Origin of the sequence: Microcoleus sp. FACHB-1515, from assembly GCF_014696105.1 — a bacterium.
GTDB lineage: Bacteria > Cyanobacteriota > Cyanobacteriia > Elainellales > Elainellaceae > JAAUTJ01.
On the sequence record NZ_JACJPO010000077.1, the window covers coordinates 44,487 to 66,779 of the forward strand.

A 22,293-nucleotide genomic window follows, 5' to 3' on the forward strand; every position below is an offset into this window, starting at 1 on the left:
TGCGTCACCTCGACTTTCCTGGCGATCCCAGGTAGTAGCCACCCGGCAGCGTAATCAAGGCGGTTTCGATGTTGGCAGCGTTGCCCGTCCCGATCGCTTCACGGCGATCTGCCGTATTGACGACCGCGAGTTCGTGCGCCTGCTGCGCGTTGAGAACGTTGCTGTAGGCGCGATCGACGCGAGCCTGCCACGCTTCTTTAAGCTGCTTGAATTCGATCGAGGCACTCAAACCCGATTGCGCCGACAGATTTTGCAAGATGTGCTGCGAGACATCTTGGTGCTGCGATTCGTCTGCAAGCTTGGCGTTTTGCTCGGTCGTTGCCTGCGCCTGCACTGCTTCGAGCGCTAATTCTGCCTGTGCGGGTTTGCTCAGCGTTGCTGCTTCAGCCATCTGGTTTGCCAGTTCGCGCACTCCAGCTTGAGCGACTTCCTGACGAATGATGTAGGAGCCTGAGCCGGGAATGCGATTTTGCAACACTTCGGCAAGCTGCGTTGCTTCAGTTGTGCTGGTGGGACGATCGAGCAAGAGCTTCCGAATCTTCTCGACATCGGGAACGCCCAGGTCGCCAAACAAATCGCCCAGGTCTTTGTGGTCGATCGAGTCTTTGTCGTCCGTTGTCCCAGTAGCGGGATCGCCTCCGGTTCGCCCATCACCACCCAGGATGTTGCCGAGAATTTGACCGAGCAGGTCATCTCCCAGATTGCGAAACCAAGCTTCGAGGCTACGGGTCATGCTACCTACGTCGGGAATGCGAATGCCAAAACCACCGATCGACACGCGGCGCGTCGGCAAATTACCCGCATCGATCGGAAAGTTGAGGTCAATCCCACCACTACCCGTGTTCGTGCCTGTACCGGGAATTTGTTCATCCCAGGCAGCACTGACACGCGGAGCCGAGGTGATTGTAGAGGGGTGAACCGCAGCATCAGCCGCCGCTTCGATCGAATTAGCCGCAGCGGGTGGGGCGATCGCCAGATGAGCAAAGCTGACCGTTAAAACGGTGGCAGCGGTGAGGGAGCGAAAAGGAAGCATAGTCAAAATCAAGGGTGAAAGGATGGGTTAAGCCGCAGCGCGATCGCGCTGGGTGGCAGCAGGCTGAATTTGGCGATAGCCTCGTCCTGCTTGCGTGGCCGGAATGTAAAGGTCAGTGAACGCTTTGAGGGCACGGAGCCGACTGATCGCATCGGTGTCATAGGTAGCAAAGATGCGATCGCGGGCGGCAGCTTCGTCTTGAGCGTTGGCGACGCTTGCCAGCGCCATCTCGCCAGGATGATAGTTGACGCGCCAAAATCGCTGGTTGCGCTCGATCAGCCAGTGCGACAGCAGTTCGCTGGTGCGGGGAAGATATGCCTCGGTCGTATTGCGATCGATCAAGCTGGGGTGATAGCCCAGAAACTTCTGGAATGAGGCAGCAGCGGCAGCCGTGATCGACCCGGTGATGCGGTAGTTGATGTTCTGCATGATCTGAGCGCCACTGCTGCACTCGCAAATGCTGTCGGGGTCTTGGCTGATCAGCAGAACGGAGATGCCTTCTTTGCGTCCGGTCGCGCAGGTTTCGCCGACCATCTGCGCGAAGCCGTTCTTCTTGAGCAAAACGCTCAGTTCGTCTCCGACAAAAAAGCTTTGCGGGTGCGACAGCGCATTTCGCATACAGGCCGTGTGCGCCGAGATTGCCATCAGGTAGGAATCCTGCTCGTTGCTCAGATTACTTAGGGCAAAAAACTTGACGGCGGGGTCAGGTGAGAAGCTGCTGGGACGACAGATGGCAGGCCCCAAACTCGACTTACTGAGCGCTTCAATTTGACTTTGAATCTGTCCGATCGCCGCTCGATCGATGTCCTCCAAATTCCGCAGGTTGAGACGTTCACGGGTGCAAAAGCGAGCAAAATCGAGCAGTGTCGGCATCGTCTGCCAAGCCGCAGACTTCCAGCCCTGCCGAAACGCTTCGTTGTAGCGAGCTTTGATATCGGCGTCCTTGAGGTAGAGGTCGAGGGTGCGAATCAAAATTGAGTTGATCCGCTGGCTGAGCAGGGCACTATGCACCTTAAGATCTGATCCCAGCGCGATCGCCAGCAGCGCACTGTGGATGAAATCTTTCCAGGTGTTCATGCGCTCAAGCCGCTCTTCTTTGCTGAACTTGCGTAAGTCCGGCGGCTCCATCAGGTTTGAGCTGCCCTGGCGGATGTCGAAGTAGGCGGCATCGTCGCCCAATAGCTCGATCGCGGTTTTGAAGGTGCTGCCGCCCGAAGCCGACATATCCATGCCGACGATCGGAATGTTGAGCGCGAGCGCGTCGATCATAAAGCGCCATGCCAACACGCTTTTACCTGACCCGGACATCCCGGTAATCAAGGCACGATCGGCGCTGTGCCGAAACAAATCGATGTAAATCGGTTTGCCGCCGCGCTCGCTGAGGAATTCTACTCCGGCGGAGTCGATCGGTTTAGGCACGGTCAGCGGCAAAAATCCGGCGATCGTGTGGCTGTCCGGCATCAGACGGCGCTCGCTAAACAAATTGTTGTCGTGCAGCAGCCAGCGCGTAGTAATCGGCAGCGTTTGCAGCCAAATTTCCCAGGCAATATTCGGCTCACGCAGCACCTTAGCCGAATCGAAGCCGCTGCATAAGGTGTTGCAGGCGATCGCCAATTCTTCCGCATTGGGACGGTAAACCAAAAAAGCAACTCCGCAGTGCAGCCCTTTTTGCCCCTGATACAGACGGCGCTGCGCGTCAAACGATTCTTCCTGCTTGATCTCAGCACCGACATCGCGGCCTTGCCCCTGCGTCGTAGCGCGAATGCGAGCGGTCTTTGACTGCCTAGCCTGCCTTGCAAGATTGTCTTGAATCAGAAAATCGTTGCCGCGACTAATTTCAATCCAGGCTTCGGTGTTGTGGACGTAGCTGGCGCTGAGAATTTTCCACGTCCACTTGAGCTGATCGCGCAAACTGCTCCAGCCTCCAGGCGCTTCTTCCATCGTCAAAACACCGCATTTTTGCTGGTGGCCTTCGATCGACACTAGATCCGTGCGCTCGTAGTGGCGCGGACAGCTTGAGTGACCGTTCATGCCTTCGATCAAAACGGTAACGGCGTGCTTTTCCGTTGTGCGCTGCTCGTCAAGGTGAAACCCGGTTTTGGTTTCAGTTAGCGTCAGTACCTGCGGCGTTGGCGGCGCATTGCCCGGATTAAAGCGGCCATACAGCCACTGCCACAGTTCAGATTGCGAGTAGGGGCGCACGGTCAAACCCGCTTTTGTACTCAGCAGCAGTTCCCAGGGTAAAAAGCCTTCGTGAAAGCTCTTGAGCAGCAGATGCTTGAAAAAGCTCTCGCGGTAGACGCGCTGATTGCCCGTCAAGGTGTTGAGCGCGATCGCTCCCACATCAAACAGGCCATCGAGCGCTTTCGAGAGCCAGTCACTTTGTTTGGAGTTGCCTTTGGCGTTGCTTGTCCAGGTGCAAAACGCGATCTGCTGCCAGCGCTGCCGCACACCGCGATCGCTTAGCTCAGCCACTTTGACTTGCTCGTTGCGGAGCAGAACAGAAATCGGCATCAGGTTACAGCCATCGGCAAGCTGCTCTAGCTCCTGCTGACGGTCGCGATCGTCGCTGGTGCAACTGGTCGAGAACGTGATTTTCTCTCCAGGCGGCAAATCTTTCATCGCCGCTTCGATCGCCAAGGCCGTTTCTTCCACTTCGCTGGCGTGGAGGATGTCGTGCAGTCCTTCGACGTGAAAGGCAAACACGACCTGATATTCGTCTTTGCCTTTTTCGAGCAGAAAGGCAGCAGCTTCGCGGTCTTCAACTTTGAGTTCCGCAATGCAGCAGAGGTTCACTTCGTTTTGAAACGGCATAAATCTGCTTTTGCCTCGATCGGGATTTGGAACAGTCAGGGGTTTCGCACGAATCCGCATCGGCATCGATCCCATGCTTGAGTCTGGAGATCGAAACTCGCTGACCGGGGAAACATAGCGGATGCGGGCGTTGTACCAATCTCGCCCCGGCGGGCGACGCCACTGGTCAGTGAACTTGTGAGGTTTATCGCCTGCAATCAGCGTCCAACTGACAATTAGCCAGAACGCCACCCCAAAAAACCACAGCAGGCCAAAGCTAAATAGTCCATTCGTAACCAGGTAGCTGAGCAAGATGATTGCCATCCAGGGGATGATCTGGTCGGCAGCGATCGGACCAATGCTGGCCTGCTTGCCCAGCAGCTTGTTGTACTTGATGAAGCGATCGTCTTGCATAGTCCATCAGTCAGTGAAGTTGAGCAAAGCGAGCGCTAGGCGGTTTGGCCGTTGCCGATGAACAAAAACGTGATCACATCGATGCCCAAAACTGCACCAAACGCAATTCCAACCTGGCTGGCGATCGGTCTCCAGTCATTGCCCTGCTGCGCCTGGTTGTACGAATACAAAGCGGCAGCGCCTACCAGCAGCAAAAACACGGCGCGAATCATGTTGAAAACTAGCGCCACCGTTGTTGCCGGAATTGCCGTGCCGCCGCCTGCTGTTCCAGCGCTGTTGGCAATGTCAGTGACAAAGTTCTCCAATCCGCTGAGGAAAATGGCGTGAGCCGGATGCGGCAGCACGGCAAATACAGCAGTCGTCGCCATAATCATCGTGCCGACATGCCAAGGCGTAATTTTGGCACTGAGCCACTTTTCGACGATCGGCAAAGCGCGAACAATCTGCCACGACCCCATGTGAACAATGCTGGCGCAGCCTAAAATTGCCAGCAGCAGCGGTTCTCGAATTAGCAAGTAAGCGATCGCCAACAGGCAAATGCCAATAAAGGCGAAATCGCTGCGGCGAATGGGCAGGGCGCGATTGCGAGGAAGAGATCGAAGTCGAGTTTTCATAGCTTAAATTCGTTGAATGGTGAGGAGAGAATTAGCGTTCCTGATCTGGAGCCGCACTGACTGGGCTGCGATCGCGCTGCCGTCTTGCTTCTGCTGCGGGCGCGTCTTGAACCTGACCCAGCCGATCGATCGCCTGCACCATTTCGTGAGTTGGAATTGTGCAGAGCGCAACATCGGCAACAGAGTTGTTGCGATCGCCCAGCGTGGCTTGCAGTACGAGGTCTTTATGGGCGTTATGCCCCAGAATCGTGGTGCGATCGTTCTCGCGAGCCACATCGAATCGGTATTTTGGCCGTCCCTGTTCGTTCCACTGAATTGAGCTGGCCGCCTCAGCGGTGAAGCGATCGGGAAAGTGCTGCTCAAGCGAGTGGACAAACGCTTGGGCGGCTCCTTGCTGTTCAAGCGCGGCAGCAGATTGAGGCAGTCGTGCCAGCGCCGTTTTGTCGTCGGCACTGAGCTGATCGGTCGTAATCTGCCAAGCGTTCTGGTTGGCGGGTTTATGAGCGGCAAACTGCTGATTGAACTTGCCATCTTCTAGGGCTGTGCCAACCACCGTCTGCTCTAGCGAAATCGTTGTACCGCGATCGGATTCGGTGAGATAGATGAAGCGATCGTGGCTGAGCGGAACCGGGCTGTGGTTAAGGTCAATGTGTTCGACGGTGGCGATCGTCTTGGCGTAGGCCGCCAGTGCTTCGACACAAAGCGTTTGCTGCTGCTTGGTTTGCTGATCGCTCAAAATATCTTCGAGCGGATTGGCTCCAGGAGTCGAGGACACAAGGGGCGTGATTGGCGTATGGTCTGGCGCGTGACGTTGAGTGGAAGGCGTTGCAGGTTTATCCTCCAAAGCGATCGATTGTGTTTGTATGGTCGAATCTGAGATTGGCAGGGGCGTGTCGCTGGTGTGAACCTTGTCGTTAGACGACTGCTGCTCCAGCTTGGCTTCGAGCAGTGCTTCAAGCCGATCGAGGCGCTGCTCTAATCGGGTCATCCGCTTTTCGAGTGCGGCAATTTGCGCTTCAATGCTGGCCTTGGGGTCAAACTGAGGGAGGTCGTTGGCGATCGACTGGTAGTTGGGGTCGAGCTTGCGACCGACTTCATCGAGTTTGTCAATGCTGGTTTTCGGCTCAGCGGTCGGGGGTGCTGCTTGCGATGGCGGCGATGATTTTCGAGAAGGCGAAGCAGACTGCGCCTGCGTTGTTGGTTGAGCAGGAACAGTGGGATCTTCAAGCTGCTCGGCTTTTTGGTGCAGCGTAGCAACGTCCTCATCGAAGGCAACCTGTCGCTCTGCGAGTGCTTTGAGGCGATCGCGCTGGTGGGCATCTTTGGCAACTTTGTAAAGCAGCGCGATCGTACTGACACCAGCAATCGCGGTTTGAGCGCTGAGGCCAGAGACGGTCGCGCCGTCGATTTCTGCACTTGATTGAGCGACTCGACGGCTAACGTCAGCGGCAGCCTGTGCGAGTTCACCTTCGATCGGTTCGACTTGGACATGACGACGGCGAACTGGCTCCGGGTCAACTTCAAGCTGCGATCGATCGCGCTTTTGGCTGGCGGCACGAGCAGACGATTGGGACGAAGGGCGAGTGCGAGGCGGCGCTGGCACAAATTGGGCTTCGTCTTCTAGCTCATCTCCGGTTTCGTCAACGTCCAGCTCTTCATCTTCGGCCTGTGGGCGCGATCGAGAACGGGCGCGACTTGTAGTCTGGCTGGATGCGGATTCGATTTCACCAAGAAGCTGCGTAGCTTTGGTCGATCGACGGCTGCGGTTAGGGCGGGTTGCCGAGTCGTCAGCGGTTGCGTTGTCCGCATCGGCATCATCAAACAGATCATCGCCAAGATCAGGAGCTGCAACAGCACGGCGATCGCGGCGAGTCGCAGATTTGCCCGAACTGCTGCGATCGCGAGCTGCGGCTTTGGCTTTGCTGCGATCGGGAACTTCAAGGAATTCGAGTCCCTTGGGGCTGAAGTCGTAATCTGGGTCAATGTTGCCCTGATCATCGACGAGGCCGAGGTTCGTTGCCAGATATTTCGCCGTCGTCCACTGGTGCGGGCTATCTGCCAGGGAAAGATGAAATTCGACGACTTTGCCGTGATTGCCCTTGACCAAATCAACCCCGATCGGGTCGTTCCCGCCTTGGGCGCTAAAGTCTTCGACGTAAGCAGCGAAATCCTGCCAGGATTTGAACTGCCCCACATCGGCGGCATCAACCGCAGCGTCGAGCGTGTCGAGGATGTAGTTGAGGTCGGCTTCGTCAGTTAGGTAGCTATTGCCGTTGTCACGATGCGATTTTGAACGGGAAGAAACAGAAGGTCGAGTTGCCATAGCCTGCAAGAAAAAGCAGAAACTAAGGCAACTGTGAATTAACGCTCTAGCGTCGATGTGTTGCGGCTGTGTCGCGGCTGTGAAGCGATCGATTGCGCTGGGGGCTGCACGGGCAGGCGATCGACAGCAGAAGCAGGCGGCTCGTCAAAAGCAATTTGAATTGCAGCAAGGTGAGTGGAACTGAGCGGAATTTCGTCTTGGCCTGCTCGATCGATCGCACCTTGCCAAATTGGGTTTCTCTGCTCGTCGTAGGCCGTAAAGCTGCGATCGGCAGCATCAACCCGAACCGCAAACGGCCCCAGCCGAAAGCGCACCGCTTGCGTTTCATCGTGAACCTGTTGCAGTTCACGCCGCAGCGAGTTCACACTTAGCGTAGCCGTATCCGTTTGGGCTTCCAGGGGTGGAACGTAGACGCGATCGGGCTGGGTGTGGAGCCGCAAAATTTTATCTTGTGGCTCGATCGTGGCTTCAATCCGACTGCCGATCGGCAGCTTCGGCGATTGCGGCGTGAACATGCCGAGAAATTTGCCGTTAAGCGTGAGGGCGGGAACGCCGCTGTAGCGATCGAATTCGGGGTGATTGGGGTCAAGCTGGTACGGCTCAACCGTGAGTTCGATGGTTTGAGTGCGCCAGCTTGACGAGTGGAAGTTTGTGTTGGCGTAAGCGTTGCGATCGATGCCCTGCACCAACAGTTCGTGAATTTGATAGGTTTCGAGCCGCTGGCAAATCTCTTCGGTAAACAGGTTATAAACCAGTGCGCCCTGACTCGGTTCTTGCTCAGAAGTTGTCCAGTGCTTGTATTCGGTCGGGGGCACAATCCGATCGGGCAGCGTCTCGAAAGTGGGATCGAGGTCGTTACCCCCAAAGCGTCGATCGAGAAGTTGAACGTTGGCTTCGCGCAAATTGGGCAAGATGAATTCCACAACGGGCAGATTCGGGTTGACAACGGCAACAAACTCGATACCCTTAGCCTGAAGCGACTCGCGCCAGTACAGCGGACCGTTGCGATCGCGACTGTCCCCGTTGCCATCTGTAAGCGGTTTTTGAAAGGGAACCGTCAGCACATGAGTATCGATTGGCAAGGCGCGGTTGGGCAGCTTGCGCTCCTGCTCAAATTCAAACGTGATCTTCATGCCCTGCGCGGACTGCAACGACTTTTTGCGATCGACGCTTTCGCTGGGCATTTTATGCTGCTCGTGCCATAGCGCTGCTGCGGCCTGCATCCGGCGATTCGGAGCGCTCGGCGGAAAGGCGCGGTTTACTTTTTCTTCGTAAGCCTGATAAAGATCACCTAGCTCAGTTTGAAACTGGTCGCGATCGAAGCGTCCCTGACTACTGGTGCAGCGGCGACGAATGCGACTGGTTGCCCGCTTCACCTCTTCTGAGACTTGAGCTGCCCAATCTTTGAGATTCGAGTTGCGCGGCGGCTCAAATAGAAACTGGAAGTAGTGGCGATCGAGCTTTTGCAATCGAGCCGCCTCCCACTGGGGATTGACCGCTTCTCGCGCCAACAGGTCAACCGAGCTTTCGCCAACGGCTGGCAGCGGAAATTTGCGGTAGCAGTCGGGGTGCTTGAGAAAGTCGAAGAAGGGGACAGGGTGCTGCTTTTTCCAGGCGATGCAGTCGTCAATCAGCATTGGGTCAGTATCAGCAATGCGCAGGGCGCTTTTGCCATAGTCTACTTCGACCTGAAGGCCATCAAAGCAGCGGTTGAGCAGCGATCGCTGAGCAGCACGAAACTGCTTTGGCTGTTCACGCGGATTAGAGCTAGAACACTGCACTCGACCGATGTAGTTGGCGATGCGTCCGACGCTGTGATTGCTGCTGGCGACGGCGATCGAAGCGAGATTGCGGTATTTGCGATCGCCCTGCTCGTCGCGAATGTCGAGGTAAGACTGCTTGGGGCGCTGCGTCACCGGGTCGAAATCATATTTGGCGTTTGCGCCTGCCCAGTAACATTCGCGGGCAACGTTGGGATAGTCGCGAGCCAGCAGGTACGCTGCTTCATCGCCGTCAAAATCCATCTGGTGAAATTCAGCCGCATCACCGGGGTCGCCTTGGCTTTCGCCGCGAATTGCGATCGTGCCTTTGAGCCGACTGAGCGTCGGATGAGCCACGTTGACATATTTGCGGATGTTGTCGCGGTTGATGATCGGGTAGCGGGTGAGCAGCACAATTTCGCCGTCGGGCACACCGGGAATGCACACCTGACTGCGATCGAGTTCGCTGGCGCTGGCGGGAATTGCCATGCCCGATCGAAACTTGACGGCGCTTTTGCTGGCGAGATTGTTCCAGGCTCTAGCGGTGGCGCGTTCGAGGTAAACGCCAAACCGGGGTGAACTAGTCAGCAGTCCGAGTCGATCGCTTCGCAGCAGGCGAATCATCTTGGTGTCTTCGCGCTGTTCAGTAGAGTTGCGATCGTCATTGTCATCTGGGGTGTCGATCGAATCATCGCTGCCGCTGTGCTGCTTACGCTGGTCGTGCTGCTCAATTAGATAGGCAATCAGGCGGCGCGGATCTTTTTGCAAATCGCGAAGCTGCTGGGCAGCTCTTGCGGTAGCAGGGCCAAAATCAGTTCGCACCGCATCCGGCGAAAACCACTGGATGAACTGCCAGCTACAGTTGAACTGAGAATTTCTCGCGTTGCTGCGGTTGCCCAGTGCCGCTAGTGGCAGGGTGTAGGTGCGGCAGTCAAGGTTGCGCTTCGGCTTGATTGAGGAGCGATCGAGAATGATGTCGCAATCTTCTTGTTCGCACAAGCGCTGATGCTGCAACAGTGTTCCCTTAGCGATGAAGCTTCCAGGTGGCGCATCCTCGCTGTGGGCAGCAGCCTGGTCGCGGTAGCCGAGCCGAAACTGAAACGGACGACTGGAACTGCCGCCGAGGGCTTCAACGATCCAGGGCGCAGCTTTGCCGTGACAATCGTTGGTTTTGTAGCGAGCAAATTTGGGGTCTTGGTAATCGACGAGCTTGACGCGCAACTCGGCAAAGCGTCCGCCGCCTTCATGACAGTTGCTCGTCAGTAGCGATCCGTAGTTACAGGCTTTATCTGGCTCGATGTCAAAAAGCTGGTTAATTTTATCTTTGAGGGCGCGATCGGCATAGTAGTAGTTTTTGCCAGAAGAAAAGGCAAGCTGGCGAAGATTGCCATCGTCAAATTCGCGCATACACAAATGTTTGGGATCGCCTGGATTGTCAAAGTCCTGGTCGATCTTGACGATGAGGAGCGATCGCAATTCTTCGAGGTCGAAGAGATCTTGCAGCAGCGTATTGGCGAGCTTGACTGGCTCTAGAAATTCGCCTTTGCCGCTGGAAGCAGAGCCGTCAAATACGGGAACGCGGAGTGTTCCATCTTTGAGTCGAATCGTTTTTGCCATAGCGACACGAAAAAGTGAACGGTTGCAGTGGGGTGATAGGGAACCCCGAGGGAAGGCGCGATCGCGCCCTGCGACTAAAGCGCGTTTGAGCGCAAAGGCATCGATCGAGTGTGACGGCTGCGGATGTCAGCGGCTTGACCCAGCAGTTGCGCGATTGTGTCAGCAGTGATGTAGCGCGATCGCGTACTGCCCGTTTCTAGATCGAAGTCGGTGAGGAAATGCTTGAGGCGATTGCTCATTAATTGCGCGATCAGCACCAGCGCCAGTGTCGCGGCCATCTGATTCGCGCTCATAGTTTGATCATCCCCCTCAACGCAGCGAAACTGCGGCGCGGCGGGCGATTCGTCAAAACTCAGTTCTGGCAGGATGACGGTAGGAGCAGGCAGTGCCCAAGCTCCGATCGCCTGAAACTGGTAGAAGTTCGGGTCATCCTGAAGATGAGAGCCGATCGCCACCTGCCCCGACGTGCGGTGATTGCCGCAGTCAACCAGCCAAAGGCGCGGCAGCGTCCAATTGCGATTGTGCGGCAGGGCGGCGGCCATGCTGCGGCGAGCGGCGGCATTATCGACACAGCCACACAGCAGCGTCAGCGTTTCGGTACTCGGCTGAATCCAGGCTGGGTCAAAGACTTGATCGATCGCAACGACTGGCAAGGTAGAGGTCAAAGACAGACGCAGCGCCATCGCTCTCGCTTTGTTTGCACCCAGTTCCGCCGCGCTGAAGTTTTGCCGCGTCAGATTTTGGCGTTCCACTGTATCCGGGTCAACCAGCGTTAAGGTGATCGATCGATACGGTGATGATTGAGCGATCGCCCAGCGAGCCAGCATCGGCGCAAGCCACGATCCAGTTCCACCCACGCCAACTAGCCAAATGTCAATGGCGCGGTAGTCAAAGGTGACAATGCGCTGCGCGTTGAGATAGTCAAGATTTAGCATGGCGCATTCTCAAAGGCGGCATCGATGAAGTGGTCTGCGCCTTCGGCAACCCAGGCTGTTGGAATTATCCAGTAATGGCCGAAGATGCCGACGCGAGTGAGAATTTGCGGCGTTGGCAGGTGCAACTGGCCGAGAACGATGTAGAGGCGAAATCCGACTTCATCGGCGTTGTCGGTGTCTGAGAAATAAGCCGGATAGCGCTGGTGCGAGTGCAGATCGATCGTGGCGCTGTAGTAAGACGAATCTGGCTGATCGGGCGGGTGGCAGGTCGAATTCTCTTGAATTTGGTCGGGAACGACAAGCTGCCAGCTCGAATTCTCATACACGAAATGACACAGCAGTTCTTTAGACTCAGTGCAGGCGGCATAGCAGCGCTGCCACGCTTGCAGCAGCAAAAATTCAGGCAGGCGCGGCGTGAGCTGGACGATCGGAGCGATCGCCCCCAGTCCGGGAATCACCCGATCGTACCAATGGATAGGAACGATCGCGACTAAGCCAGGACGAACGGCACGCACAAACACGCCGTTGCTGGCATACAGATATTCACGGTTCGAGCTGGTGTGTTCAGGTAGCGCGTCAGCCACCAGCTTGTGGTCAATGAGCGAAGTTAGTTGATCCATAAATCAGGCGATTGAGGCAGGTATCGATCGAAACTTGAGTGGAAATCAAATCTGGGAGGGGATAGCGGCGGCGACGATTGCGATCGAGCGTTTGAATCTGCTGGCAAATGTCGCGAAACTGCTTGGATTTGCCGCCCGTCCAGTGATGGCTGAAAGGACTTTGAATAAACAAATTCCAAGCGGCGACGATCGTTGTGGGATGCGCGATCGGCGGGTTGTTGTTGCCCCAGCAGATTTCGCCCGTTCCAGCGTTCACGTTCGGAAGGGGAGCCGCAAACGCGATCGAGTCGGGCGTTGGATTCGGGGTGTTCAGCGCCCACAGGTAATACTCTTGCTGACAGCCTGCAAAGACGAGGGGCGGAAGAGGAATCGTGAACGACGTATCGTTGTCGTGGGCGATCGTGACCTGCTGAGCAGCGATCAGTTGCACAACCCAAGTGCCCTGCGGTGTCAGTGCCCAGCGCCACAAATTTGGGGGAAGGAAGCCGCTGTCGATCGGGTCGTGGCTAAAGGCAGTGCGAAGCGTAGCGGCATCGAGGCATTTGTATTGCGTTTGGCTGCCCGCCTGATACTGAAATAGATACCAGCCCTCCATAAACAGCAAGGCTGCTTGAATTGAAGTACCTGATAGAGACAATCGTTCTTGCTGGACGGGTGCAAGGATCTGTTCAACTATCTGGGCGGTGAGGTGAGTGGACGGGGGTGAGGAAGTTGGCAAGCGTTCCATTCGGTGATGAGCAAGTCAAAGTTGGATTCAAAATCTTCGTTTAGCCAGTCAATCAAGCTGGTGATGCGATTGAGGATCGATCGCGCCTTTTGCCACGATCGCGTCAGCCGCTGCACATTGACCGCTGACCAGGCGAACTCATCGCTATACTCCGGATGCAGATCGAGCCAGAGATTACCAGTCGAGTGATTGAGCCAGTTGAGCGCGTGGGGCAGGTGTCGAATTGGCGTTGGACTCGATCGGCACTGACGGCGAAGCTGCTTGAAGTTGATGCGATCGGGAGGAGCAATGTCGGCAATCGATCGCCCGCTAATGTCGCGATACCATTCCTCCGTATCTCCATCGTCTTCAATCCATTCGCGCCCGTAGTCCGTGAAAACCAGCAGCGCCTGCCAAGGTTGCATTAACTGGTCGAAGTCTTCTTCCCAGCACAGGCAGTAGCTCAGGATGGGAATTGTCCACAGGCGTTCTGTCCTTGCCGTATCGAGTGCCCATCCATTGAGTGGAAATAGATGTTCATCGACTAGGGCAAAAAATTCTTGCTCTAGTGCCGTGTGAGCGTTCGCATCGCTGTTGGGCACGAGGGCACGGCGCGATCGACAGTACGCCTGCGGAAAGTAAGTTTGGTGGAGCGATCGCAGCGTTTGCGCTAGCTGCTGATGTTCGATCCACCCCTGTAGCGATCGAGGCAGCCTTGCCGCTGGAGAAAGCTGCTGCGCCAAGGTGAGAACAGCAGCACGGCTATCGAGTGAAATTGGCATGATTGATTCAAATTTTCAGCGGCAGCACACTCGCATCGACGCGGCACAGGTAGAGCAGACTGCGATCGACGCACTCAATATCCCTGATCGATCGCTCAAGCTCAGCAACCAAATCGCTAGCAGCAATTTTGCGGTTTGAATGCAGCAGCGCGATCGCTGGATTGATGTTGGCAGGGGCAGCAATCAGATGATCGATCGGAGTAGAAACCGCTTTTGCGCCGGGTTTACGGCGAATTTGAATCGGTTCTCCATCCTTACGCTCGATCGTGGCTTCTTTCAATTGGGGATGAATCGGCGCAAAGGCATCACGCAACTTTTGATCGTCGTCAGCAATGCAGCGGGGAACCGGATGCTGCTGGCCTTCATAAACGACAATTACCGTCTCTTGCAAATCAAAGGTCGAGGATTCTGGTGTAGTCATAGCAAGGAAATTTGCTGAACTTTTGGCGCAGGTGGAGGTGGAACAATGGCTTCGCCGCCTCTCGGCACGGTTGTCGCAGGCTGACTTGGCGCTGTGGTAGGGGAAGCAGGTTTCTGGTGCTGCTTTTGGGATTTTTGGCGTTCTTGCACTTGATGGCGCAACTGTCGCAGCGGCAAATCCTGCTGGAAGCGATCGATTAGTTCTGCCAGAGGTGCAGGCAGCGGCATCAACTCCGCAAAGTTGCAGGCAGCGATCAGCGGGAAGTCTTCCTGAGTTGTAATCGACAGGCACACCAGACGATCGCCTTCCATTGCAGGATAAAGCGTGAGGTGAATGTCAACTTTGCCGCGATCGAAGTCGAACGGTAGATCGCTGGGAGCTAGTTGCCGCAAAAAGTCAGATTGCTGATTTTGATAGCGATTCGCATCGAAGTACAGCCCAACCTGGCTGAAGTGCGAAGCCGGATTTGTTTGTGAAAGATACTGGGTGAGCGTGGCAGCTTCCAGCTTAAACTGAGTCGCTGCCTGCTCGATCGTGAGCCACTGGGTCATAGAGCCTCGATGAAACTTGCAGGGCAAATTCTGTGGCGATCGCAAATAAAATGTAGAAGCGCAAAGATTGGCAAAATTACGATTTCTGTTCGGTTAACTTGGCGATTGAAACGCCAAATCGACCAGGTGTGAAATCGGCCCAAACTCGATTTTGCGGCGCTGGAAAACGCGAACGCCGCTCGGCAGCGGTTCATTCGCTTTGTAAGCCGCTAGCAGCGCTTTCTTGTTAACGACATATTCGGTTTTGCTGCGACGAAAGCGATCGGGCAAGGTTGTGGCATCAACCTGAGTTGCATCGACACTCGCCGGATTGAACCGCACCGAAATTCGATGCTGAGTGCCGACGAGCCTTTGAGGAATGACACCGCACTGGTACTGTCGATCGATTGAGGCCGTAATGCGATCGCGCTGCTGTTTGAGTTGTGCGATCGCGCCTTCGTGGGTCTGCACGTAATAATCAATTTGCTGCTGGTGGCCTTGAATTTGCGCGTCGATTTGCAGCATCAGCTCGACGATCGCATCGACCGTTTCTTCTTGATCAGCCTGATTTGCCCAAAGTTCATCAAGCAGTTGAGCTTGGACGGCAGAATCGGCAGTTTCAAGCTGCTGCCAAATTTCCTGGCAGCGCTGGTGCATCGTGCTAAGTGTGGTAGCTAAGGTCATCACCAGCGGCCTCCCACTTCGAGGTAGTCGCGATCGGCGGCGATCGCTTCGAGCAGCAGCGTATCAGGATTGGAAGCAAAGACAAAACAGTGTTGCAGGGCTGTCAGGTAGTCAAGAAATTGAATCAGCATTTGAAAGCGACACAAAAAACGGCAGTGCCGCCAGCGCGATAGCGCGATCGCTGGTTAGGGCGCAAGATTGCATTGATGTCGGGAGCTAAATTCGCACCCTAACCATTAAGAGCGTCGGGTTTCTGGTTCGATCGTTGCAACGTCAACAGCGCCTAAAAGCCAAGAAATAGAATTAAAGAAGGCTTATTGCAGGTGAGCGAAAAGATGAATTACGTTGACTATGACGGCAGTTGGGTCTGAAGCATGAGTGACTATTACCCAGTCGTGCTGTACCCAGCAAGTTTGCAGAAAAGGCCGAAAATTGTTTCCTCGATCGCGCCACAATCACCACCAGCACAAAAAGCAAATCAACCAACCTTGATGCGGCCAGACATTCAACCCGTGAAGACATCAAATCTGGTTGCTGCGATCGCGCTGCTCCTCGCCCTACTTGTCTCGGCTGGAATTGTGTTTGTGGGTTGGGGTAGCTGGCTGATGTGGGTTGGCTGGATCATCGGAGCTTCGATCGTAGTCGGCGTACTTGCAAAAGCGCGATCCGCTCATTCGACCCGATCGATCCCAGCAGCACTGATATCATTGCAAGATCTAAACGAGACTCGACCCATTCACCAGCTTCAGCAAGTAAAGAATGAACAGGTCATGTCTCCCAATCTAATTCAGGGAAGAGTGCAGGCGCAGCAGGGCGTGAGTGAGCAAGGATTTTTCGTGCATTTGCTGCAATGGTTTCCGTACCCAGATTTCTCCGTGTGCTGTGGCATCGAATTTGCGATTCCCGGTACAGATCAATCCTACTGCGCGGATTTTGTGGTTTACCACCACGCATCGGGACTGGCATTTGACGTGGAGTGCGACGAGCCGTATGAAGGAAAAAGCCAAGCACCCATTCACTGCACGGGCGATCGCAAGGAGGAGAGACGCAACCAGTTTTTTCTGCGGGGCAACTGGATCGTGGTGCGACTGGCCGAATCTCAAATCGTGCGATCGCCCTTGTCCTGCTGCAAGCTGATTGCGGCGATCGTGGCACGGTTGAGCGGTGATGATCGGGTGCGGCGATCGCTCTGGGGAGTGCCAAACCTGGAGCGAGTTAAGCGGTGGAGCGCGAAGGATGCGCAGCGCATGGCAAAATCTCAGTACCGTCTATCGTACTTGAACAGCAATGGTGCAACTTTTACTCCACCAGCGCGATCGAAATCCACGCCGCAGCGTCAACTGAGTCGATCGCGCCGGATTCAGCGCTGATCGGAAGATGGAGGCGTAGCAGGAGTGCTTTGCTGCTGACGCCGCCAAGCATGAAATTCAACGCTCTCAGGTTCGGGGTCAGGATCGGTGAGCTTGAGCTTACGAGTATCGTTATAGTCAGATTCAGTCAAAAGCATCTTGAGGTGGTTTTCCCAGGCGGTGAAGTTGACCGCACCTGGGTTGCTGTAGGGAAACAGCACATGAAACCGCTGCGGCGTGGTGGTGAGGTTGAAGTTAAGGTAGGCCATGCTGCGAAAAGTCGAAAATTAGGGTCAAACGGGGCAACGGCGATAGCCGATCGACTGGAGTTGCGGTTGCTCTAATTCGATCGATCGCCGATATCGAGGTGGGGATAGTGTTCTTGCAAAGCGCTGTAGAGGACGTTCCAACTTTGCAGTTCGGTTGATTTGGCAGCGACTTTTTCAGCCGCTTGTCTAGCTTTGAGGAGCAAGTGGCGATCGCGATCGAGATTGGCAACGGTAAAGGTTGGAACGCCTGCTTGTGTGTAGCCAAGAACTTCGCCTGTGCCGCGAGTGTGCATATCCATTTCGGCGATGAAGAAGCCGTCTTGAGATTGAGATAACACGGCTAGTCGCTCAGCACTATTTTCATTCGCAGCCGTATTTATCAACAGACAAAATGACTGTGCCACCCCACGCCCGACTCGACCTCGCAACTGATGAAGCTGCGACAGGCCAAACCGTTCGGCATGTTCAATTAGCATGACGGTGGCATTGGGAACGTCCACGCCGACTTCGACAACGGTGGTGGAAACGAGAATTTGCGTTTGATTTTGGCGAAACTGCTCGATCGCGTCATCCTTCTCAGCCGATGTCATCCGTCCGTGCAGTAGGCCAACTTTGAATTGCGGGAAGATCACGTCCTGAAGGTGCTGATGCTCTTCGATCGCCGATTTGAGGTCGAGCTTTTCCGATTCGGCAACCAGCGGCAGCACGATGTAGACCTGGCGGCGCAAGCTCAGTTCACGGCGAATCAAGGCATAGGCGCGATCGCGATCGTCGGGCGTCAACACGGTTGTCTCAATGGCTTGGCGTCCCGGCGGCAGTTCGTCAATCTGGCTAATGTCGAGATCGCCATGCAGGGTGAGTGCGAGTGTACGCGGAATGGGAGTTGCCGTCATGGTTAGAACATGCGGGCGATCGCCTTTTTGCTGCAAGCACAGTCGCTGATTCACACCAAAGCGGTGCTGCTCATCGATAATCACCAAGCCCAACTGCTGAAACTGCACGGACTTTTGGATCAGGGCATGGGTTCCAATGATTAGCGGCAGTTCACCCGACCGCAGTGCGGCGTAGATGCGACGGCGATCGGCCAGTGACGTTGAACCCGTCAGCAGCGCAGTAGAAATGCCCAAAGGCATAAGCCACTGGCATAAGCTGCGGTAGTGCTGTTCGGCCAAAACTTCGGTCGGAGCCATCAGTGCTGCTTGCTGCCTAGTAGCGATCGCCAGCAGCAAAGCGGCAGCAGCTACGACGGTTTTCCCCGATCCCACATCGCCCTGCACCAGTCGATTCATTGGGTAAGGCTGCGCGAAATCCTGTTGAATTTCGGCAATCACGCGCTGCTGAGCGCCCGTGAGCGCAAAGGGCAGCGTATCGTAAAAGCGATCGAGCAGATCAAAGTGCAGCGGGGCGATCGATCGCGACTGAGCGCGAAGGGACTGTCGGCGCAGCAGCAGACCAAGTTGCAGGTAGAACAATTCATCAAAGGCAATGCGATCGCGTGCTGCTTTTAGGGCGGCTCGATTGGGCGGTTGATGCAGGTGAGCGATCGCCGTTGCCAGATCCACAAGGCCGTAGTGCTGCTGAATTTTATGGGGAAGCGGATCGTCGATCGAGGAGTGGGCGATCGCCTGCTGAATGCAAGCTTGTAGTGTCGTCGCATCCACGCCGGACTTGAGCGCGTAAACGGCTTGAATGATTGAATCTTCTACGGTAGTGGGGAAGTCGATCAGTGTGACTCGATCGGCCTTGATTGCTTTTTGGCCGCTGTAACTATCTCGATAGACTTTGCCGCACACCAAAATTTTCGTGCTGGGGCGATGGCGAGCGTGCTGCTGGTGCCGCCAGAATTGCGATCGACAGGCGGAGCGATGGAACTGAGTACAGCGCACTCGTCCCGTTGCGTCTTTGATTTCCCAAGTTTGCAGCAGCAATCGATCGTTACGGACATTGGTGATGCGATGACGCCCGATGGTCGCGACGATCGCAACCGTTTCGCCAATCGCGGCGGCTGCGATCGAGACGAGTTTGTAGTCGATGTAGTCGCGAGGAAAGTAATAGAGTAGATCGCGAATTGATGCGATTTTGAGTTTTGCAAGTTGGGCTTGTTGGACGGCGTTGAAGTGGCAGGGCAGGAAGCTGGAAGTCGTAACCATAAGCCTCGATCGAAAAGAGCGATCGAGGTTCTGCGATAGCAGAAATTGCGATGGGGGCTAACCAAACTCCAAGCAGTTGCAAATCTGAATCGCTAGCGCGACGAAGGGCGATCGCTCACCACAGTCGCAATCAATTCTTCAAACAGCGGATCGCCAAAGCTCATCAAACGTAGGGAGGGCTGTTCTTCAAACACCGCTGTGTAAAAAGTCACAGCATGAATCTGACCCTTAAACGTCAGTTTCCAGGTGCGTCCTGCTGAAGAATCGCTAAGCAATTCAAACCTTGCACCACAAGAGCGAATCAAAGTTGAGGTCGTCAAGAGTTGCTCGATCGCTTCTGGGGTGACGGGTGACGGGGAGGTCGCCTTGCGAATTTCAGCGATATCAGCTTCCACATCCATCACCACCATCTGATCGAGTGCTGGACGTAGCGGCGGGCTGTCGAGGTCGTGATCGAACTCAGAGAGCAGCACATCTTCTTCTTGTGGATCAGCACTCATTACGGCTTGTTCGATAAAGCGGGGCACTTTTGCCAGGATGGGTTGCAGATTGCCAACCACGATCGCAAAGGCGTTGATGCGATCGCGCAGCTTCTTGTAGACTTTGGCCTCGACCGTACCGTCGTAGTAGAAGTTATGGATTCTCACGGTCGGGTAGTTTTGGCCGATGCGATCGATCCGGCCAATTCGCTGCTCAACGCGCATCGGGTTCCAGGGCATGTCGTAGTTGAACAGCACGCCGCAGGTTTGCAGGTTCAAGCCTTCACTCGCGGACTCGGTACACAGAAGGATTTTAATTTCGCCATCGCGAAAGCGCTGCTTAATTTGCTCTTTGGGCACTCGCTGCCACTGTCCGTCTCGCAGCAGTTCGCCGCCGCGCCCGGAGTAGCAAGCAACCTGAGCGCCATAGAGCAGCCGCAGTTCGCCGCGCAAATAGTCCATCGTGTCGGTGTACTGGGTGAAGACGATCGCACTTTCGCGATCGGTTAGCTCCTGACGCAGCATTGCGATCACGCAGGAGAGCTTGGTGTCTTCTCCGGTGTTCTCAAACTGGCGCAGCAGGTCTTGAAGGTACTGGATTTCCTGCGGGTCGATCGGCTCTAGGTATGACTCCAGCCCTTCGATCACGGCATCATCCGCATCATCGAAATCTGCCAAATCGTCTTCGCTCAGTCCGGTTCCCTGCTGAGCGAGGAGGGCATCAAGGCGGCGCTGCAACGATTGCTGAATGGCGTAGAAGGAACTGGTGAGCCGCTTGCGGTAGAGCGTCATTAAAAAGCCGAGCGCTTTGCGGTTTTCCTTTTGAGCCAGTCGATAGAAGTCGCGGACATACTGGCTCACGGCTCGATAGAGCGGCACTTCGCGATCGACTTCCAGCGAGATCGCATTATCTTTGACTTCCCGGACGCGGATATCTCGATCGAGCAGTCCCCGTTGGTAGTACTGGCGCAGGGTGTCGCGAGTGTGGCGAAACATCAGGTCTTTGAGCGGCGTGTTGACCGTGAGGTATTGTCGTGAGGCCATCAGGAACGATTCATCTGCTAGAAGCTGACGAGCATTGACAATTCTCATGCCACCTTCCCAGATGTCTTCCACTTTGTAGGCGAGCATCCGGGATGCTTGCGGATCAGTTGAGCTACCGCGCTCCAGGTATTGCTGCAAGTGAGGGCAGGGTTTGCCGCCGCGATCGAAATAGTCGGTAGACATCTGCTGCCAAAAGTCCAGACTTTGCTGGTTTGGCTCGTCTGTCAAACTGGCGAAGTAGTGGCAGAAGCTGTCGCCAGAGCGCCAACGGCCTGCAAGTTCCAGTAGCTTGAGCAGGTCAAAGACTTCAATCGGGTCAATTTGCATCGGGGTAGCGGACAGCAGCAGAAGCGCTTTCGTTTTGTCTCGCAGTTGCCCCATCAGTTCCAGCAGTCGATTGGGGGTGTCTTGCCGCGCTTGGGGATTTTTGCGGCGGGCGTGGTGCGCTTCATCGAGGACGACGAGATCCCAAGTATCGGCTTCGAGCAGTTCTTGCATCCGCTCTTTGCGGCGGACGAGGTGGCTAGAAGCCAGGATCAGGTTTTGGGTATTCCAGAGATTCACAGCAGGGGCGATCGCGCCTCCATACGGATCTTTGAGTTCTCCTTGGCTGAGCGACCAGAAGTGGAGGTTGAACTTTTCGCGCAGTTCCTCCTGCCACTGCGGTTGGACGCTGGCGGGAGCCAAAACTAGAACGCGCTTCACCTTCTTTGAGAGCAGTAGGTAGCGCAAGATTAAGCCAGTCTCGATCGTCTTTCCCAGTCCCACCTCATCGGCAATCAAGTAGCTGCGGGGAAACTGCTCGGCCACGCGCCGCAGAATTTTAAGCTGATGCGGCCAGGGTTTAACCGGGACGGATTTGATCGAGAAGTCGAGACAGCCCGGATGTTCATGCAAGGTGGCAAGCTGAGCAAAGGCTTGTCGTTCCCGTGACAAATCTTCGGCAGAGGCAGGGGGAATGGGCAGTGTGGAGAACGGTTCTTCGATCGACTGCGGAGCAGGCAGCGATCGCGCATCAAATTCAGCTTGGTGGCTCCACTGAGGTTGAGTTGTGGGAGCGTAGCGCAACAGCTTTTTGTGGATGGCTTCTGGAATCTCAAAGACGCGCACGTTGGGCAGCTCGTCATTCCAAAGCTTGTCGAATCGGAGAGTTTCGAGCTGAACGCGCTCTAGGTCACGTCCGCCATCCCAGGCGCAATAGACGTGGAAAGATTCGATGTTGGCTTCCCAGCCGCCGATCGATTCGTTATTCGAGCCGCTGAAGGCAAGCTGGTCACCGTTGGCGTCGGTGATGATCCCGACTTTTTCGTGAAAGATGCGGTTGGGGTCAAGCTGGCGATCGCTCTCTTCAGGTGTGCCGTCTGCCTTGAGCGGAACGGCGATGCGGATGTCGAGGGCTTGGGTTTGAATCAGCCAGCTTAGAATCTCGAAGTGCTTGAGTTGCGCGAAGTTTTTGGGCGGTTGCAGGTCGGCATCGAGGCGACCGGTCAGGGCTTCTCGCAGTTTGTAGCCTTGCTGGACGGCCCGTAAGTCTTGAGGGCTGAACTGGCAGCCCATGATCAGCCGTATTCGCCCTTGATTTTGCAGCATTGCCCCCAATCCTCGCGCCACTTTGCTGAGGATGCTGCTGTTGAAAAAGCCAGATTTGCGATCGTACTGGAGGGCGCATTCGAGAGCGGGAATGAAAAAGTCACTTACCGGATTATTTTCGTCGCTGGAGTAAGCGATTAGCCAGTTGTAATTGCGGAGCGATTGCGGCATCATTTACTG

General features: G+C 55.4%; 17 protein-coding genes. 1 reads left to right on the forward strand and 16 read right to left on the reverse strand.

The genetic code is table 11. The features are described 5' to 3' along the window. Positions 1-4: 4 nt before the first annotated feature. From H6F67_RS25685 to H6F67_RS28275, 13 genes are all read right to left on the reverse strand, one after another. A complete protein-coding gene (locus tag H6F67_RS25685; protein WP_190769501.1) occupies positions 5-1,033 on the reverse strand; it encodes a hypothetical protein in 1,029 nt (342 codons plus the stop codon). A gap of 27 nt (positions 1,034-1,060) precedes the next feature. Further along, entirely contained in the window at positions 1,061-4,240 is a 3,180-nt protein-coding gene (locus tag H6F67_RS25690; protein WP_199304641.1) for a hypothetical protein, read from the reverse strand. A 35-nt stretch (positions 4,241-4,275) separates the two neighbouring features. Continuing rightward, entirely contained in the window at positions 4,276-4,854 is a 579-nt protein-coding gene (locus H6F67_RS25695) for a hypothetical protein (protein WP_190769502.1), read from the reverse strand. Between the two features lie 31 nt (positions 4,855-4,885). Continuing rightward, positions 4,886-7,177: a hypothetical protein gene (locus H6F67_RS25700; protein WP_190769503.1), complete on the reverse strand. Its 2,292-nt coding sequence runs from the start codon at positions 7,175-7,177 to the stop codon at positions 4,886-4,888. 38 nt (positions 7,178-7,215) lie between these two features. Continuing rightward, positions 7,216-10,554, reverse strand: coding sequence for a hypothetical protein (locus H6F67_RS25705; RefSeq protein ID WP_190769504.1), 3,339 nt, complete (start codon positions 10,552-10,554; stop codon positions 7,216-7,218). Positions 10,555-10,628: 74 nt separating this feature from the next. Continuing rightward, complete coding sequence (locus tag H6F67_RS25710; protein WP_190769505.1) at positions 10,629-11,489, reverse strand: ThiF family adenylyltransferase; 861 nt, start codon at positions 11,487-11,489, stop codon at positions 10,629-10,631. Beyond that, on the reverse strand, positions 11,483-12,109 hold the full coding sequence (locus H6F67_RS25715) for a hypothetical protein (RefSeq protein WP_190769506.1): 627 nt from the start codon (positions 12,107-12,109) through the stop codon (positions 11,483-11,485). The genes H6F67_RS25710 and H6F67_RS25715 overlap by 7 nt, the downstream gene beginning before the upstream one ends. Beyond that, a complete protein-coding gene (locus H6F67_RS25720; protein ID WP_190769507.1) occupies positions 12,084-12,836 on the reverse strand; it encodes a hypothetical protein in 753 nt (250 codons plus the stop codon). Before H6F67_RS25720 ends, H6F67_RS25715 begins: the two co-directional genes overlap by 26 nt. After that, entirely contained in the window at positions 12,782-13,597 is an 816-nt protein-coding gene (locus H6F67_RS25725; RefSeq protein WP_190769508.1) for a hypothetical protein, read from the reverse strand. Before H6F67_RS25725 ends, H6F67_RS25720 begins: the two co-directional genes overlap by 55 nt. A gap of 7 nt (positions 13,598-13,604) precedes the next feature. Continuing rightward, entirely contained in the window at positions 13,605-14,018 is a 414-nt protein-coding gene (locus tag H6F67_RS25730; protein ID WP_190769509.1) for a hypothetical protein, read from the reverse strand. Beyond that, positions 14,015-14,569, reverse strand: coding sequence for a hypothetical protein (locus H6F67_RS25735; protein WP_190769510.1), 555 nt, complete (start codon positions 14,567-14,569; stop codon positions 14,015-14,017). Before H6F67_RS25735 ends, H6F67_RS25730 begins: the two co-directional genes overlap by 4 nt. Before the next feature lie 93 nt (positions 14,570-14,662). Further along, complete coding sequence (locus tag H6F67_RS25740; RefSeq protein WP_190769511.1) at positions 14,663-15,205, reverse strand: hypothetical protein; 543 nt, start codon at positions 15,203-15,205, stop codon at positions 14,663-14,665. 26 nt (positions 15,206-15,231) lie between these two features. Next, positions 15,232-15,363 (reverse strand): hypothetical protein, encoded by a 132-nt coding sequence (locus H6F67_RS28275; RefSeq protein WP_277874632.1) that lies wholly within the window; start codon positions 15,361-15,363, stop codon positions 15,232-15,234. Positions 15,364-15,606: 243 nt separating this feature from the next. Between H6F67_RS28275 and H6F67_RS25745 the strand changes: the two genes are divergently transcribed. Continuing rightward, the gene (locus H6F67_RS25745) at positions 15,607-16,602 is read left to right on the forward strand and encodes a hypothetical protein (protein WP_190769512.1); all 996 of its coding nucleotides are present in this window, start codon (positions 15,607-15,609) and stop codon (positions 16,600-16,602) included. Here H6F67_RS25745 and H6F67_RS25750 read toward each other — a convergent pair. The 3 genes from H6F67_RS25750 to H6F67_RS25760 all read right to left on the reverse strand — a co-directional run bounded on the left by H6F67_RS25750 (position 16,593) and on the right by H6F67_RS25760 (position 22,287). Continuing rightward, positions 16,593-16,850, reverse strand: coding sequence for a hypothetical protein (locus tag H6F67_RS25750; protein WP_190769513.1), 258 nt, complete (start codon positions 16,848-16,850; stop codon positions 16,593-16,595). The genes H6F67_RS25745 and H6F67_RS25750 overlap by 10 nt on opposite strands. Positions 16,851-16,921: 71 nt before the next feature. After that, positions 16,922-19,000: an ATP-dependent DNA helicase RecG gene (recG, locus tag H6F67_RS25755; protein ID WP_190769514.1), complete on the reverse strand. Its 2,079-nt coding sequence runs from the start codon at positions 18,998-19,000 to the stop codon at positions 16,922-16,924. Between the two features lie 92 nt (positions 19,001-19,092). Then, positions 19,093-22,287, reverse strand: coding sequence for a DEAD/DEAH box helicase (locus H6F67_RS25760; protein ID WP_242020801.1), 3,195 nt, complete (start codon positions 22,285-22,287; stop codon positions 19,093-19,095). Positions 22,288-22,293: the final 6 nt, after the last annotated feature.

Coding starts and splice junctions, on each gene's coding strand:
- H6F67_RS25685 (WP_190769501.1), bottom strand. CDS start 1,033: ATGCTTCCTTTTCGCTCCCTCACCGCTGCCACCGTTTTAACGGTCAGC.
- H6F67_RS25690 (WP_199304641.1), bottom strand. CDS start 4,240: ATGCAAGACGATCGCTTCATCAAGTACAACAAGCTGCTGGGCAAGCAG.
- H6F67_RS25695 (WP_190769502.1), bottom strand. CDS start 4,854: ATGAAAACTCGACTTCGATCTCTTCCTCGCAATCGCGCCCTGCCCATT.
- H6F67_RS25700 (WP_190769503.1), bottom strand. CDS start 7,177: ATGGCAACTCGACCTTCTGTTTCTTCCCGTTCAAAATCGCATCGTGAC.
- H6F67_RS25705 (WP_190769504.1), bottom strand. CDS start 10,554: ATGGCAAAAACGATTCGACTCAAAGATGGAACACTCCGCGTTCCCGTA.
- H6F67_RS25710 (WP_190769505.1), bottom strand. CDS start 11,489: ATGCTAAATCTTGACTATCTCAACGCGCAGCGCATTGTCACCTTTGAC.
- H6F67_RS25715 (WP_190769506.1), bottom strand. CDS start 12,109: ATGGATCAACTAACTTCGCTCATTGACCACAAGCTGGTGGCTGACGCG.
- H6F67_RS25720 (WP_190769507.1), bottom strand. CDS start 12,836: ATGGAACGCTTGCCAACTTCCTCACCCCCGTCCACTCACCTCACCGCC.
- H6F67_RS25725 (WP_190769508.1), bottom strand. CDS start 13,597: ATGCCAATTTCACTCGATAGCCGTGCTGCTGTTCTCACCTTGGCGCAG.
- H6F67_RS25730 (WP_190769509.1), bottom strand. CDS start 14,018: ATGACTACACCAGAATCCTCGACCTTTGATTTGCAAGAGACGGTAATT.
- H6F67_RS25735 (WP_190769510.1), bottom strand. CDS start 14,569: ATGACCCAGTGGCTCACGATCGAGCAGGCAGCGACTCAGTTTAAGCTG.
- H6F67_RS25740 (WP_190769511.1), bottom strand. CDS start 15,205: ATGCACCAGCGCTGCCAGGAAATTTGGCAGCAGCTTGAAACTGCCGAT.
- H6F67_RS28275 (WP_277874632.1), bottom strand. CDS start 15,363: ATGCTGATTCAATTTCTTGACTACCTGACAGCCCTGCAACACTGTTTT.
- H6F67_RS25745 (WP_190769512.1), top strand. CDS start 15,607: ATGAGTGACTATTACCCAGTCGTGCTGTACCCAGCAAGTTTGCAGAAA.
- H6F67_RS25750 (WP_190769513.1), bottom strand. CDS start 16,850: ATGGCCTACCTTAACTTCAACCTCACCACCACGCCGCAGCGGTTTCAT.
- recG (WP_190769514.1), bottom strand. CDS start 19,000: ATGGTTACGACTTCCAGCTTCCTGCCCTGCCACTTCAACGCCGTCCAA.
- H6F67_RS25760 (WP_242020801.1), bottom strand. CDS start 22,287: ATGATGCCGCAATCGCTCCGCAATTACAACTGGCTAATCGCTTACTCC.